This window comes from Streptomyces kurssanovii (assembly GCF_040677245.1).
GTDB lineage: Bacteria > Actinomycetota > Actinomycetes > Streptomycetales > Streptomycetaceae > Streptomyces > Streptomyces kurssanovii.
This window is the reverse complement of record NZ_JBFAQK010000065.1, coordinates 1-15,574: the sequence shown is the minus strand read 5'-3', so window position 1 is coordinate 15,574 and position 15,574 is coordinate 1. Positions and strand designations below refer to the sequence as shown.

The following is a 15,574-nucleotide window of genomic DNA, read 5'->3' as shown; positions in this document are numbered from 1 at the left end:
GAGGCGGAGAAGGTACAGGGAGGCCGGGGTGAAGGACGCGCAGTCCGCGGGCACGGGCACAGGGGCGCAGGCCGGTGCCGCGGCGGTGGTGCTGCCGGAGGCGGCGGGCGTCGCGGCGCAGGGCCCCGGCGGGGCGCCGCCGTCCGGTGCCCGGCGTTCCCTCGGGCCCGTCGCGCTCGTCGTCGCGGGCGGACTCTCCGTGCAGTTCGGGGCCGCCGTCGCCGTGATGCTGATGCCGCGGGCGGGTGCGCTGGGCGTGGTCACACTGCGGCTGGTGCTCGCGGCCCTGGTGCTGTTCGTGGTCTGCCGGCCACGGCTGCGCGGACACTCCCGCGCCGACTGGGCCACCGTGATCACCTTCGGTGCCGCCATGGGCGGGATGAACATGCTCTTCTACCAGGCCGTGGACCGGATCCCGCTCGGTGCGGCGGTCACCCTCGAGGTGCTGGGACCGCTCGCCCTCTCCGTGATCGCGTCCCGGCGGCTGGTGAACCTCCTGTGGGCGGCGCTGGCACTCGCCGGTGTGGTCCTGCTCGGCGGAGGGGGCTTCGACCGGCTCGACCCCGTCGGTGCGGCGTTCGCCCTGGCGGCGGGCGGTATGTGGGCGGCGTACATCATCTTCAGTGCCCGCACGGGGCGGCGCTTCCCGCAGGCGGACGGGCTGGCGCTGGCGATGGGCTTCGGCGCGCTGCTCAGCCTGCCGTTCGGTCTGGTCGAGGCGGGGTCGCGGCTGTTCGTGCCCTCGACGCTGGTGCTCGGACTGGCCGTGGCACTGATGTCGTCGGTCCTGCCGTACACCCTGGAACTGCTGGCGCTGCGCAGGCTGCCCGCGGCGACGTTCGCGGTGCTGATGAGCCTGGAGCCGGCGATCGCCGCGGCGGCCGGGTTCCTCGTACTGAGCCAGGCGCTCTCGCCGGCGGAGGGGCTGGCGATCGTGCTGGTCATCGTGGCGAGCATGGGCGCGGTACGGACGCAGGCGGCCGGGAAACGGGCGCCGGGGGCATGACGCGGCGAACAGCCCGCCGACACTGTCGGCGGGCTGTTCCGTTCGCCCGTGGGGGCGTCAGTGCCGGGTTCTGGTGTTCCAGACGGGCCCGCCGTCGCTGTTGTAGATCACCACATTGCCGTCCGCCTGCACCGCGAGGAAGGCCCCGGGGTTGCCGTCGGTCGCGGAGGCCCACACCGGCTGGTTGTCCGGCGTGTAGATCACGAAGTTGCCGTCCTCCTGGAAGACGGCACGGGCACCCGGGGTGGCCGGGTTGTTGGAGGCCCAGCGGGGGTCGTCGTTCTCGTCGAAGACCACCAGCTTTCCGTCGTCCTGGAGCATCAGCTTCGCCTTGCCCGCGTCGACGACGTCACCGACGTCGAAGGTGGACACGGCGGAGATCTCGTGGTTGCCCTCCTCGGTGACCCGGACCTTGATCTTCGGGGCGTCGTCGGAGAGTTTCCCGTCCGCGAGACGGTCGAGCGTGGACAGGGACGGCGTGAACGCGTACACCGCGCCCTCGGTCCGGACGAACTGCTCGAAGCGCACCGGCTGTCCCTTGAAGGTGACATCGGTGGTCACACCGATCATGGGATCGGCGCCGACTCTCGGGTCGCGGTCCGGGAACCTGGTGTCGATCACCCAGTCCTTCTGGATGAACTCGAACTGCCGCACAAGATCGGCCTGGTAGCTGACGAAGACCAGGCCGCGGGCCGCGTCGGGGCCGTGGCCGGACGAACCCGCGGGGTCGAAGGGCAGGCCGAAGGGGATGCCGCGGCGCATGATGCGCCGGCCGTCGAGCCCGCCCTTCTCCGGGACGGGCTTGTCGCCCTTCTTCAGCGCGAGGCCGTCCCGGGGGTTGGTCTTGCGCAGGTGGGAGAAGAGCGGGGTGATCTCCCCCTCCAGGTCGTCCGCGAAGCTGATGTCGTTGTCGTTCCCGCAGTCCGGGTCGAACGAGACGTCGGCGTGCGGGCACTTCGCCACGGGCGTGCCCGAGCGCCAGCGCCCGACCAGCCGGGCCGCCAGCCACTCCGTGGTGGCCTCCGGCGGCACGGCCTTGGCGTTCTTCAGCTCCTTCAGCCGTGCGCCGATCTGCGCCCACCAGCCCGGAACGTCCTGGCCGAGCCGGCGCACCACATGGAACGAACCGTTCTTCGCCCACTCCGGAAGGCCGGACGGCTCGCCGCTGACGGTCTCCTCGCCGATGACGAACTCACCGGCGGGGATGATCCGGGTGCCGGGGCTGCCCTTCTTCCACTCGGGCTTCTCGGGGTCGGGCTCGTCGAAGCCCTGGACGGCCGGCTCGCTGACGCCGTCCTTGAAGCCGAAGTGCTCCTTGCCCCTGCGGTCGCCCGTCAGGGTCCCGCCGTCCTGCTCGAAGATGATCACCACCTTGTGGACGGAGGCCTCCTGCCGCTCCTGCGCGATCGCCGCCCGCAGGTCCTCCACCTTGTCGGCCGCGATGGTGAGCACCGCGTGGACGGGCTGGGCGTTGCTGTCGCCGAAGAGCCAGTTCTCCGGCGAGTTGTCGCCCGTGTCCCCGAGCATCCCGGCCCGCATCGCGGAGCCCTGCTTGAAGGCGTGCTCCGTGGTGCCCTCGGTGGTCTCGGGGAACGGGTCCTTGCCCGTCAGCGTGCGGATGCCGCCGTGGGTGAAGCTGACGCTGCGCCATACGGCGGTGAGCGCCTTGGGGTCGTCGCCGCCGGTGTTGCGGCGGGCCGCACTGAACGCCGCGTTGAACGCGGCGACCTGCCGGGTCGTGGCGATACGCGGTTTCAGCCGGCGCAGCCAGGTGCGCGCCCGCGTCGCGTCGTCGAACTTCAGGAACAGCAGCTGTACATGGTCCTTCTTGAAGCCGGCGAGCACATCGCCCTGGATCTCCGTGCTCTCCCGCAGTGCCGGAACCGTCATCCTGCCTCGCATTCCTCTGTGGTCGCGTCTGGTCGTGCGAGTGGCTCAGCTGCCGGCCGGCGGGCCGAAGGAGACGAACTTCGCCGTGCTGGGCACGCCCTCCTCGTTGAGGAGGAAGAGCATGTAGTAGCCGGGAGGCGCGGCCTGAGCCGAGGGCGGCGCCTGGAGTTCGAGAGCGCCGTCGCTGCGGCTCTTGATCCGCACGTCGAGGTGGCGCTGGCTGAAGTTCACCGAGTGGGTCGCCGTGGTGGGGGCCAGCAGCACGGCCCGCTCGACGTCGTCCGGGTTCGAGCTGAGCACCCGGAACCGGTCGTCGTAGCCGATCGTGCGCCGGGGCACGGCGGACAGGTCGGGGCGGTCGCCGTTGTGCAGATAGGCCGGCTCGTAGATCTCGATGGAGCCGTCCATGTCGTCCTGGATGTCGGGGTCGTTGGCGATCTGCTGCGCCTCGTCGCCGGTGACCATGATCCGGCCGTCGGGCAGCACGACGGCGTTGGAGTGGTAGCCGCGCGGCAGCCGCTGGGCGGGCCCGAGCTTCCAGTTGCCGTCCGTGTCGCGCATCTCGGTCTGCCGGTACTTCAGGTCGGCGTTGGGGTTGTAGAGACCGTTGCCGTAGTCCCGGATGTCGTAGGCGCCGTTGACGGTGAACAGCGTGCCGTCGGGCAGCAGCAGGGTGTCGTCCTGGGTGCGGCCGAACGCCCGGGGCTCCTTGGTCTTCCACTGGCCGCCGACGAGCTGGTACGTGTTCGGGTTGTCCCGGTCGCCGCCGAGGACGAGCACGGAGTCGGGGCCCCTGAAGCCGGCCGGCAGGGGTACGGCCGAGCCGTAGTTGCGCATGAAGCCGTCGGGCCGGTCGGCCAGGCTCGTGCGGGTCTCGGTCGCCGGGTCGAAGAGCCACTGCTGGTCGTGGTCCCGGCCGAGCCCGTAGATCTTGCCGTCGCGCAGGGAGAACAGGTGCGGATAGTCGTGCCGGTACGGGGCTTCCGCCTTGAAGACGTCCACCGGCACGTTCTCGGGGACGTCCGAGCGGCTGGTGGGGACGTCGTGGGACAGCGCGGGGAAGCGCTCCACGATCGGGGTGGGCGTCGCCCAGCCCAGTTCGGACTGCCCGGACATGATGAGGATCCGCCCGTCGGCGCCGGTGACGGCGCTCGGGTACCAGCGCCCGACGGACATCTCCTGGTTGAGCGACCACCGCTCGGTCCACGGGTCGAAGACGAGGGAGAGCTTCGCCCCCGAGCCGTGGTTGCCGCCCAGGTTGCCGCCGAAGACGCCGAGCATCCCGTTGGGCAGGAAGGCGTGGCCGGCGCAGAAGAAGGGCGCGGGACGGGGTTCGTTCTTGCCGTCCGGCATCATGACGGTGGGCGGCGTGACCTTCTTGAACGCCTCCGTGCCGCTGCCCTTCTGCGGGTCCCACAGATACGCCCGGCCCGCGTTCTCCTCGCCGATGACCTGGGTGGGCGCCGTCTCCTTCGTCGGATTGGTCTCGATCCGCTCGAAGGAGAACAACAGCACCTTGCCGGTGGGCAGTTGTGCGACATGCACGCCGAAGTCCGGGGAGGGGAAGTACTCCTTGAAGGCCCCGTACTCCCGCGCGGCGAACTGGGCGTTCTGCGTGGCCTGGGACTTGGTGAGCGACTCCAGGCGGCCCGTGCGCGTCGGCTGCGGGTAGTCGCCCGCGTCCTCCGCGCGCAGCCTCGCCTGCGCGTGCCGTTCCGCGTGCTCCTGGCCGAGCACGGCGGCCTCCGGCTTGTCCACGGTGACCTTCTCGCCACGGTCGGGCGCGGCGTCGCGGGTCATGGAGCGTGGTTCCGGAGCGCCGCCGTGGGCTGCCGCCGGCAGTGCGGAGAGGAGGGGGGCGCTGGTCAGGGCGGAGATGACGGCGCAGGCGGAGAGCAGCCTGGACAGTCGTGGTCGTGACATGGGACTCCTCATGGCGTGCCGGCCCTGCGCGCATGCGTGACGGCCCCGCGGTCACCGGGGTGGCATATGCAGACGGAATAGGCCGGACATAACTGACTGTGACATATGTACACAGAGAGTGAACGAACTGCAACGGAGTGGATCAACGTGTCGACCGGCGGGCGCGACCGGCCGGCCGGAGCAGGGGAGAAGTGGTCGGTTCACACGGTGAGGGGGCGCCGGTGCCGCCCGCAATGGGCTACCGGCCGAACCACCCTTGCGGTTCACAGAGAATCAATTCTGCGAAGTCGTGCGGTTTGACCTGCGACTTCATCGCATCGTGGGCCGTCGGCCGTTGATCAATCAAAGCAAGCATGCTTGCTTGTTTCCATGGGCGCTGCCATGCTCCGGGGCACAGACCGTCGTCCCACAGGGGAGCGTTCCGTGTCCGACCCGGCCGTCGTACTCGACGACTTGCGCAGCGAAAGCGAAGACCTCGACCAGCTGGTGAGCGAGCTGGAACCCGGGCGGTGGGCGGCCCCGACACCCGCCCCCGGCTGGAGCGTCGCCCATCAGATCGCCCACCTCGCCTGGACCGACGCGGCCGCGCTGACGGCCGTCACGGACCCCGGCGGCTTCGCCGCGGAAGTGGAGAAGGCGCTTGCCGCGCCCCACTCGTTCGTGGACGACGGCGCACAGGCCGGCGCCGCCCTGCCGCCCGGCGAACTGCTCTCCCGATGGCGGGCCGGCCGGGAAACGCTCCTGGAGGCCCTCCGCTCGGCCCCCGCCGGCACGCGCTTCCCCTGGTACGGGCCGCCGATGAGCGCCGCGTCGATGGCGACCGCTCGGCTCATGGAGACCTGGGCGCACGGCCAGGACATCGCCGACGCGCTCGGCGTCGTACGGCGGCCGACCGCGCGTCTCGCGCAGGTGGCCCGGCTGGGCGTCCGCACGCGGGACTTCGCGTTCGGCGTGCACGGGCTGACCCCGCCCGCCGAGCCGTTCCGCGTCGAACTGACCGGTCCCGGCGGAGAATTGTGGACCTACGGACCCGAGGACGCGGCACAGCGCGTGACCGGACCGGCGATCGACTTCTGCCTGCTGGTGACCCAGCGCGCACACCGCGACGACCTGGCCCTGCGGGCCGAAGGGGCCGACGCCGGACGGTGGCTGGACATCGCCCAGGCCTTCGCCGGCCCGCCCGGCGCCGGACGGGCACCCGGCGCGGGCACGCCGGCCGGCGACGCGGCCGAAGGCGGAAAGCCGTGACCGGCCCGGCGACCGGCCCCGGGGCAGCGAACAGCACCCGGGTGCTCCGCGTCGGCAACGCGTCCGGCTTCTACGGGGACCGCTTCGACGCCGTGCGGGAGATGCTCACCGGCGGGCCGCTGGACGTGCTCACCGGGGACTACCTCGCCGAACTCACCATGCTCATCCTCGGCCGCGACCGGCTCAAGGACCCGGGACTCGGCTACGCCAGGACCTTCCTGCGGCAACTCGAGGAGACCCTCGGCCTCGCCCACGACAAGGGCGTCCGCATCGTCGCCAACGCCGGCGGACTCAACCCCGCCGGCCTCGCCGACGCCGTCCGCGCCCTGGCCGCCCGCCTCGGTGTCCCGGTGAACGTCGCCCACGTCGAGGGCGACGACCTCACCGCCCGTTTCCCCGGCGCGCTCACCGCCAACGCCTACCTCGGCGGGGGCGGGATCACCGCCTGCCTGCGCGCGGGGGCCGACATCGTCGTCACCGGACGCGTCACCGACGCGGCCCTCGTCACCGGCCCCGCCGCCGCCCACTTCGGGTGGGGCCCCGACGACCTGGACGCCCTCGCCGGCGCCGTCGTCGCCGGGCACGTCCTCGAATGCGGCACCCAGGCCACCGGCGGCAACTACGCGTTCTTCGCCGAGGGCGGCCACGACGTCCGCCGGCCCGGCTTCCCCGTCGCCGAGATCCACCCCGACGGCACCTCCGTCATCACCAAGCACGACGGCACCGGCGGCCTCGTGGACATCGGCACCGTCACCGCCCAACTGCTGTACGAGACCGGCGGCGCCCGGTACGCCGGCCCGGACGTGACCGCCCGGCTCGACACCGTCCGCCTCGAGCAGGACGGCCCCGACCGGGTGCGGATCTCCGGGGTGCGCGGCGAGGCACCGCCGCCCACGCTCAAGGTCGGACTGAACCGTATCGGCGGCTGGCGCAACGAGGTCGGGTTCGTGCTGACCGGACTCGACATCGACGCCAAGGCCCGGCTCGTACGGGAGCAGATGGAGGACGCGCTCCGCAAGCAGCCGCCCGCCGAGGTGCGCTGGGAACTCGCCCGCACCCAGAGCGCCGACCCCGACACCGAGGAGCGCGCCGCCGCGTACCTGCGGCTCGTCGTCCGCGACCCCGACGCGGAACGCGTCGGCCGCGCCGTGAGCAGCGCCGCGATCGAGCTCGCGCTCGGCAGCTACCCCGGCTTCCATGTGACCGCGCCGCCCGGCAAGGGCGCCCCGTACGGCGTGTTCGAGGCCGCGTACACCGAGGCGGCCGGCGTCCCGCACACCGCCGTCCTGCACGACGGCGAGCGCCTCGCCGTCCCCCACCCGCAGGTCACCCGCGAGCTCACCGACGCCGCGCCCGGCGCGCTGCCCGAGCCGCCGCCACCCGGTCCGACCCGCCGCGCCCCGCTCGGACGCGTGGCCGGCGCCCGCAGCGGCGACAAGGGCGGCGACGCCAACATCGGCGTATGGGCCCGCACCGACGACGCCTGGCGCTGGCTCGCCCACGAACTCACCGTCGACCGGCTGCGCGCGCTGCTCCCCGAGACCGCCGAACTGCCCGTCGTACGGCACGTACTGCCCGACCTGCGCGCCCTCAACTTCACCGTCGCCGGGATCCTCGGTGAAGGAGTCGCCGCGCAGGCCCGCTTCGACCCACAGGGCAAGGCGCTGGGCGAGTGGCTGCGCGCCCGGCACGTCGACATCCCGGAGGCTCTGCTGTGACCGTTCTCGCCTCGGCCGTCGATGTGACCGGCCCCGAACACACCACCCACCGCGCCGTGATGCTCGGCCGGCTCGCCGAACTGGACGCCGAACACGCGAAGGCACTCGCCGGCGGCGGCGAGAAATACGTGGCCCGGCACCGCGGCCGCGGCAAACTGCTAGCCCGCGAACGCATCGAACTGCTGCTGGACCCGGACACCCCGTTCCTCGAACTGTCCCCGCTCGCCGCGTGGGGCAGCGACTACCCGGTGGGCGCCTCGATCGTGACCGGCATCGGGACGGTGGAGGGCGTCGAGTGCCTGATCACCGCAAACGACCCGACCGTACGCGGCGGCGCCTCCAACCCCTGGACGCTCAAGAAGGCCCTGCGCGCCAACGAGATCGCCTACGCCAACCGGCTGCCGGTGATCTCGCTCGTCGAGTCCGGCGGCGCGGACCTGCCCTCCCAGAAGGAGATCTTCATCCCCGGCGGGGCCCTGTTCCGCGACCTGACACGCCTGTCGGCCGCCGGCATCCCCACGATCGCCGTCGTCTTCGGCAACTCGACCGCCGGCGGCGCCTACGTGCCCGGCATGTCCGACCACACCATCATGATCAAGGACCGGTCGAAGGTCTTCCTGGGCGGTCCGCCGCTGGTGAAGATGGCGACGGGCGAGGAGAGCGACGACGAGTCGCTCGGCGGCGCCGAGATGCACGCCCGCACCTCCGGACTCGCCGACCACTTCGCCCTCGACGAGCCCGACGCGCTGCGCCAGGCCCGGCGGATCGTCGCCCGCCTCAACCACCGCAAGGCCCACCCCGACCCCGGCCCGGCGGAGCCGCCGAAGTACGCGGCAGAGGAACTGCTCGGGATCGTGCCGGAGGACCTGAAGACCCCGTTCGACCCGCGCGAGGTCGTCGCCCGGATCGTCGACGGCTCCGACTTCGACGAGTTCAAGCCGCTGTACGGGCCGAGCCTGGTCACCGGTTGGGCCCGGCTGCACGGCTACCCGGTGGGCGTGCTGGCCAACGCTCAGGGCGTGCTGTTCTCCGCCGAGTCGCAGAAGGCCGCGCAGTTCATCCAGCTCGCCAACCAGCGCGACACACCGCTCGTGTTCCTGCACAACACCACCGGCTACATGGTCGGCAAGGAGTACGAGCAGGGCGGCATCATCAAGCACGGCGCCATGATGATCAACGCCGTGTCCAACAGCCGGGTCCCGCACCTGTCGGTGCTCATCGGCGCGTCCTACGGCGCCGGGCACTACGGCATGTGCGGCCGGGCCTACGACCCGAGGTTCCTGTTCGCCTGGCCCAGCGCCAAGTCCGCGGTCATGGGCCCCCAGCAGCTCGCCGGCGTGCTGTCCATCGTCGCCCGGGCGTCTGCCGCGGCGAAGGGACAGCCCTACGACGACGAGGCCGACGCGGGCCTGCGCGCCATGGTCGAGCAGCAGATCGAGGCGGAGTCGCTGCCGATGTTCCTGTCCGGGCGGCTCTACGACGACGGCGTCATCGACCCGCGCGACACCCGGACGGTGCTCGGTCTGTGCCTGTCCGCCATCCACACGGCACCGGTCGAAGGCGCGCGCGGCGGCTTCGGCGTCTTCCGGATGTGAGGACCCTCCTGTGATTTCCACTGTCCTTGTCGCCAACCGCGGCGAGATCGCGTGCCGTGTCTTCCGCACCTGCCGCCGGCTGGGCATCACCACGGTCGCCGTCCACTCCGACGCCGACGCCACCGCCCTCCACGTGCGGGAGGCGGACGCGGCGGTGCGGCTGCCCGGCGACACACCCGCACAGACGTATCTGCGGGGCGAGGCGATCGTCAAAGCGGCGCAGGCGGCGGGCGCCGACGCCGTCCACCCCGGATACGGCTTCCTCTCGGAGAACGCGGACTTCGCGCGGGCCGTGGCGGACGCCGGTCTGATCTGGATCGGCCCCCCGGCCGACGCCATCGAGGCGATGGCGTCGAAGACCCGAGCCAAGCAGCTCATGGGCCTCACCTCCCTGGACCCCGCCTCGGTCGCCGAGAGCGACCTTCCCGTCCTGGTGAAGGCGGCGGCGGGCGGCGGCGGCCGGGGGATGCGCGTGGTCCGCTCCCTCGCCTCGCTCCCGGCGGAGCTGGCGGCGGCCCGCTCGGAGGCCGCGTCGGCCTTCGGCGACGGCGAGGTCTTCGTCGAGCCCTACATCGAGGCCGGCCGCCACGTCGAGGTCCAGATCCTCGCGGACGCCCACGGCACGGTGTGGGCGCTCGGCACCCGCGACTGCTCGCTCCAGCGCCGCCACCAGAAGGTCATCGAGGAATCCCCGGCGACGGGCCTCGGCCCCGGACAGGTCGAGGCACTGCACGCACAGGCAGTGGACGCCGCACGCGCCGTGGACTACCGGGGCGCCGGCACGGTCGAGTTCCTCCTCGCCGAGGACGGCCGCGCGCACTTCCTGGAGATGAACACCCGCCTCCAGGTGGAACACCCGGTGACCGAAGCGGTCTTCGGCGTGGACCTGGTGGCCCTGCAGATCGCGGTCGCGGAGGGCGCGGCCCTGCCGCCGCACCCGCCCACCGCCGACGGACACGCCGTGGAGGCACGCCTCTACGCGGAGGACCCGTCCTCCGGCTGGACCCCGCAGGCGGGACGGCTGCACGAGCTCAGCTTTCCCACGGACACGGCCGCGGGCGGCCCGGACCCCGCCGGCGGCACGCCCTGGGTGCGGATCGACGCCGGATACGCGGACGGAGACGTCATCGGGGTCCACTACGACCCGATGATCGCCAAGGTCATCGCCTGGGCGCCCACCCGCGCCGAAGCGGTGCGCAGGCTCGCGCACAGCCTCCGCCGGGCACGGGTGCACGGCCCCGTCACCAACCGGGAGCTGCTCGTCGCGTCACTGGAGCACCCCGACTTCACCGGCGGGCTGCTCGACACCGGCTTCTACGAGCGGAACCTGCCCGAACTCACCCGGCCGGTCCCCGGTGAGGAGCACGCCGCCGTCGCCGCGGCACTCGCCCACGCGACCGGACGCGCGGGCCGGTTCGGCGGCGCCTGGCGCAACCTCCCCTCCACCGACCAGGTCAAGGGCTACGGCGACCACGAGGTCCGCTACCGGCCCACCAGGGACGGCGGCTTCGAGCTCGTGGACCGCCCCGGCACCCGGGTCGTGCGGGCAGAGCCGCACCGCGTCACCCTCGAGATCGACGGGGTCGTACGGACCTACGACGTCACCGACCGCGGCGACACCGTCCACGTCGACTCGCCGGCCGGGGCGTACACCCTCACCCCCCGGCCCCGCTTCACCGACCCACAGGACCGGGCAGAACCCGGGTCACTGCTCGCGCCCATGCCCGGGACCGTCGTCCGGGTCGGGGACGGCGTGGTCGAAGGCGCCGAGGTCACCCAGGGCCAGCCGCTGGTCTGGCTGGAGGCCATGAAGATGGAGCACAGGATCGTCTCGCCCGCCTCCGGCACACTCACCGCACTCCACGCCGTACCCGGCCGCCAGGTCGAGGTCGGCACCCTGCTCGCCGTCGTCACGGAGACCGCCACGGAAGCCGACGCCCGACCGGTCGCGGAAGCCGCCACGGAAACCGTCCGCGAAGCCGCCAACGCACAGGAGGACACCGCGCCATGAACGCCATCGAGACCCAGGAGCACAAGGACCTGCGGGACGCCGTCGCCGCGCTCGGACGCAGGCACGGCCCCGGCTTCGACCGTGCCACCCTGTGGGCCGAGGCCGGCAAGCTCGGCTACCTCGGCGTGAACCTCCCCGAGGAGTACGGCGGCGGGGGCGGCGGCATCAGTGAGTTGTCCATCGTCCTCGAGGAGTCCGGCGCGGCCGGCTGCCCCCTCCTCATGATGATCGTCTCGCCCGCGATCTGCGCCACCGTCATCGCCCGCTTCGGCACCGACGAGCAGAAGCGGCAGTGGCTGCCCGGCCTCGCCGACGGCAGCCTCACCATGGCCTTCGGCATCACCGAACCCGACGCCGGATCGAACTCCCACCGGATCACCACCACCGCCCGCCGGGACGGCGACGGATGGATACTGACCGGCCGCAAGGTCTTCGTCTCCGGCGTCGACATCGCCGACGCGACCCTGATCGTCGGCCGCACGGAGGACGCGAGGACGGGCAGCCTCAAGCCGTGCCTGTTCATCGTCCCCCGCGACGCCGAGGGCTTCGGCAGGTCGGTGATCGACATGGAACTCCAGGCGCAGGAGAAGCAGTTCGAGCTGGTGCTCGACGACGTACGGCTGCCCGCCGACGCGCTCGTCGGCGAAGAGGACGCCGGCCTGCTCCAGCTCTTCGCCGGGCTCAACCCCGAACGCATCATGACCGCCGCCTTCGCCATCGGCATGGGCCGCTACGCGCTCGCGCAGGCCGTCGAATACGCGAAGACCCGCCAGGTCTGGAAGGCACCCATCGGCGCCCACCAAGCCGTCGCCCACCCCCTCGCGCAGGCACACATCGAACTCGAGCTCGCGAAGCTGATGATGCAGAAGGCCGCCGCCCTGTACGACGCCGGCGACGACATCGGCGCCGGCGAGGCCGCGAACATGGCCAAGTACGCCGCCGGTGAGGCATGCGTGAAGGCGGTCGACCAGGCGGTCCACACCCTCGGCGGCAACGGACTCACACGCGAGTACGGCCTTGCGAAGCTCATCGCCGCCGCCCGCGTCGCCCGGATCGCCCCGGTCAGCCGCGAAATGATCCTGAACTACGTGTCCCACCAGTCCCTGGGTCTCCCCAAGTCGTACTGAGAGACGACATTCTGGCCGTCCACACACGCCGAGGGAGCGCACACATGGTGTTCCGCAGCAGCTACGCAGACGTCCCCGCAGTCGTCGAGCCCATCCACGAGAGCGTGCTCGGAAAAGCCGCCGAGTACGGGGACACCGTCGCCCTCGTCGACGGAGTGAACGGCACCACCGTCACCTACCGGCAACTCGACCTGTTCCACCGGCGCATCGCCGCCGCGCTCGCCGACGCCGGCCTGCGCAAGGGCGACGTCCTGGCGCTGCACAGCCCCAACACGGTCGCCTACCCGGCCGTGTTCTACGGGGCCACCCGCGCCGGCGCCGCCGTCACCACCGTCCATCCGCTGGTCACGGCGGAGGAGTTCGCCAAGCAGCTGCGCGACTCCTCCGCCCGCTGGATCGTCACCGTCTCACCACTGCTCGAGGTGGCCCGCAGAGCCGCCGAACTCGCCGCGGGGATCGAGGAGATCTTCGTCTGCGACCGCGCCGACGGGCACGTCAGCGTCCTCGACATGTTCGGCTCCACCGCGCCGGAGCCCGACGTCACCATCGACCCGTCGAACGACGTCGCCGCCCTGCCGTACTCGTCCGGCACGACCGGCACCCCCAAAGGTGTGATGCTCACGCACCGGTCCATCGCCACCAACCTGGCGCAGCTCGAACCCGTCGCCCCCGCGGGACCCGGGCACCGCATCCTGGCCGTTCTGCCCTTCTTCCACATCTACGGCCTCACCGCCCTGATGAACGCCCCGCTCAAGCAGGGCGCGACCGTCGTCGTCCTGCCCCGCTTCGAGCTCGACACCTTCCTCGGCGCGATCCAGGAACACCGCATCAACGGGCTGTACGTCGCCCCGCCCGTCGTCCTCGCCCTCGCCAAACACCCGGCCGTCGCCACCTACGACCTCTCGTCGCTGGAATACATCCTCAGCGCCGCCGCCCCGCTCGACGCGAGCCTCGCGGAGGCGTGCTCGAAACGGCTCGGGCTGCCGCCGGTCCGGCAGGCGTACGGCATGACGGAGCTCTCACCGGGCACCCACGTCGTACCGCTCACCGCGGACGACCCTCCGCCCGGCACCGTGGGCCTCCTGCTGCCCGGCACCGAGATGCGCATCCTCGACCTCGACGGCTCCGGCAGGGAACTCGGCACCGGCGAAGAAGGTGAGATCGCCATCCGCGGCCCGCAGGTCATGAAGGGCTACCTGGGCCGGCCCGACGCCACCGCCGCGATGATCGACGCGGACGGCTGGGTCCACACCGGCGACGTCGGGCGCGTCGACGACGACGGCTGGCTGTTCGTCGTCGACCGGGTCAAGGAACTCATCAAGTACAAGGGTTACCAGGTCGCCCCGGCAGAACTGGAGGCGCTGCTGCTCACCCACGAGGCGATCGCGGACGCGGCGGTCATCGGCGTCGTCGACGACGACGGCAACGAGATCCCGAAGGCGTACGTCGTACGGCAGCCGGGCGCCGAACACCTGAAGGAGGAGGACATCATCGACTTCGTCGCCGGCCGGGTGTCCCCGTACAAGAAGATCCGCCGCGTCGAGTTCATCGGCGCCGTCCCCCGCGCCGCGTCCGGGAAGATCCTCCGACGGGAACTGCGGGTCCGCGAGAACGGTACGAAGGAGCAGTAGCACGTGACCATCGCCACCACGCACGAGCGCGGCATCACCACCCTGACCCTGGACTCGCCGGCCAACCGCAACGCCCTGACGGCGAGGCTCGTCGGCGAACTCACGGAAGCGCTCGGGAAGTGCGCCCACGACGGGGACGTACGCGCCGTCGTGCTCACACACACCGGCTCCACGTTCAGCGCGGGCGCCGACCTCAAGTCACCCCCCAACCCGTACACGTTCGTCGGAATGCTCCGGCAGATCGTGACACTGCCCAAGCCGGTCGTGGCGAGGGTCGCCGGCCATGTGCGGGCCGGCGGCCTCGGGCTCGTCGGCGCGTGCGACATCGCCGCCGCGAGCTCGGACTCCGACTTCGCGTTCACCGAAGTACGCATCGGCGTCGCGCCCGCCGTCATCTCCCTGCCGCTGCTGCCCCGCATGGATCCCCGGGCCGCCGGACGCTACTACCTCACCGGGGAACGCTTCGACGCGGCGGAGGCCGCCCGCACCGGGCTGCTCACCCTCACCGCGGACGACGTCGACACGGCCCTCGCGCCGCTCCTCGACGGGCTGCGCAGGGCCTCCCCCCAGGGGCTGGCGGCATCGAAGGAACTGGTCACGGCTAGGGTGCTGGAAACCTTCGACCGGGACGCGGAGGACCTGGTCCAGCGCTCGGCGTCGCTGTTCGCATCGTCCGAGGCGCGCGAAGGGATGACGGCCTTCCTCGAACGACGGGACCCCGCATGGGTGTTGTGACGCCACCGACCGCCAAGGCCCCCAAGCAGGACCGCAGCCGGGCCACCCGGCAGCGGCTGCTGGAGGCCGCGGTGGCCTGCCTGGCCGAGGTCGGCTGGGCAGGCTCCACGGTCACCGTGGTGGCCGAACGGGCCGGCGTCTCACGGGGGGCGGCACAGCACCACTTCCCGACCCGCGAGGACCTGTTCACGGCCGCCGTCGAATATGTGGCCGAAGAGCGCTCGCAGGCGCTGCGGGAACTCCCGTCACAGAACCGCGCCGCCGTCGTCGCGGCCCTCGTCGACCTCTACACCGGGCCGCTGTTCCGGGCCGCGCTCCACCTGTGGGTGGCCGCGTCCAACGAGGAACAACTGCGCCCGCGGGTCACCGAACTCGAGGCGAAGGTCGGCCGCGAGACCCACCGCATCGCGGTCCGCCTGCTGGGCGCGGACGAGTCCCGCCCGGGCGTCCGCGAAACCGTCCAGGGCCTGCTGGACATGGCCCGCGGCCTGGGCCTGGCCAACCTCCTCACCGACGACGCGGCCCGCCGGCGGCGGGTGGTGGCGCAGTGGGCGGCGCTGGTGGAGAAGGCCCTCGGCTGAGCCCCGGCGCGGCGCGCACCCACGAGCGCGCACCCGCCCGGCGGGCGGTGACCGGCCCGGCTGCCGGGGCGCGTCCGGGTCGCCCGCGCCCGGCGCGGGCGCGGTGACC

11 protein-coding genes are annotated in these 15,574 nt (G+C 72.2%); 9 read left to right on the top strand and 2 right to left on the bottom strand.

Annotation, left to right across the window (positions count from 1 at the left end; genetic code table 11):
- Window positions 1-28: 28 nt before the first annotated feature.
- Complete coding sequence (locus tag AB0K36_RS29905) at window positions 29-1,006, top strand: EamA family transporter (RefSeq protein ID WP_364600263.1); 978 nt, start codon at window positions 29-31, stop codon at window positions 1,004-1,006.
- 57 nt (window positions 1,007-1,063) lie between these two features.
- Here the strand turns inward: AB0K36_RS29905 and AB0K36_RS29900 are convergent, their stop codons facing one another.
- Both AB0K36_RS29900 and AB0K36_RS29895 read right to left on the bottom strand, forming a co-directional pair.
- Window positions 1,064-2,896 (bottom strand): Dyp-type peroxidase, encoded by a 1,833-nt coding sequence (locus AB0K36_RS29900; protein WP_364600261.1) that lies wholly within the window; start codon window positions 2,894-2,896, stop codon window positions 1,064-1,066.
- Window positions 2,897-2,941: 45 nt separating this feature from the next.
- The gene (locus AB0K36_RS29895) at window positions 2,942-4,819 is read right to left on the bottom strand and encodes a galactose oxidase early set domain-containing protein (protein ID WP_364600259.1); all 1,878 of its coding nucleotides are present in this window, start codon (window positions 4,817-4,819) and stop codon (window positions 2,942-2,944) included.
- 423 nt (window positions 4,820-5,242) lie between these two features.
- On the opposite strand from AB0K36_RS29895, the gene AB0K36_RS29890 reads away from it, so the two are divergent.
- From AB0K36_RS29890 to AB0K36_RS29855, 8 genes are read left to right on the top strand one after another with little or no spacing between them, the layout of a single operon-like run.
- Entirely contained in the window at window positions 5,243-6,067 is an 825-nt protein-coding gene (locus AB0K36_RS29890; protein ID WP_364600258.1) for a TIGR03084 family metal-binding protein, read from the top strand.
- A complete protein-coding gene (locus AB0K36_RS29885) occupies window positions 6,064-7,785 on the top strand; it encodes an acyclic terpene utilization AtuA family protein (protein ID WP_364600256.1) in 1,722 nt (573 codons plus the stop codon). Before AB0K36_RS29890 ends, AB0K36_RS29885 begins: the two co-directional genes overlap by 4 nt.
- Window positions 7,782-9,380 (top strand): acyl-CoA carboxylase subunit beta, encoded by a 1,599-nt coding sequence (locus tag AB0K36_RS29880; protein ID WP_364600254.1) that lies wholly within the window; start codon window positions 7,782-7,784, stop codon window positions 9,378-9,380. Before AB0K36_RS29885 ends, AB0K36_RS29880 begins: the two co-directional genes overlap by 4 nt.
- Before the next feature lie 10 nt (window positions 9,381-9,390).
- The gene (locus AB0K36_RS29875) at window positions 9,391-11,391 is read left to right on the top strand and encodes an ATP-binding protein (RefSeq protein ID WP_364600252.1); all 2,001 of its coding nucleotides are present in this window, start codon (window positions 9,391-9,393) and stop codon (window positions 11,389-11,391) included.
- A complete protein-coding gene (locus AB0K36_RS29870) occupies window positions 11,388-12,518 on the top strand; it encodes an acyl-CoA dehydrogenase family protein (RefSeq protein WP_364600250.1) in 1,131 nt (376 codons plus the stop codon). The genes AB0K36_RS29875 and AB0K36_RS29870 overlap by 4 nt, the downstream gene beginning before the upstream one ends.
- 44 nt (window positions 12,519-12,562) lie before the next feature.
- Window positions 12,563-14,149, top strand: coding sequence for a 4-coumarate--CoA ligase family protein (locus AB0K36_RS29865; RefSeq protein ID WP_364600248.1), 1,587 nt, complete (start codon window positions 12,563-12,565; stop codon window positions 14,147-14,149).
- A 3-nt stretch (window positions 14,150-14,152) separates the two neighbouring features.
- Complete coding sequence (locus AB0K36_RS29860; protein WP_364600247.1) at window positions 14,153-14,884, top strand: enoyl-CoA hydratase family protein; 732 nt, start codon at window positions 14,153-14,155, stop codon at window positions 14,882-14,884.
- Complete coding sequence (locus tag AB0K36_RS29855) at window positions 14,872-15,465, top strand: TetR/AcrR family transcriptional regulator (RefSeq protein WP_364600245.1); 594 nt, start codon at window positions 14,872-14,874, stop codon at window positions 15,463-15,465. Before AB0K36_RS29860 ends, AB0K36_RS29855 begins: the two co-directional genes overlap by 13 nt.
- Window positions 15,466-15,574 lie beyond the last annotated feature (109 nt).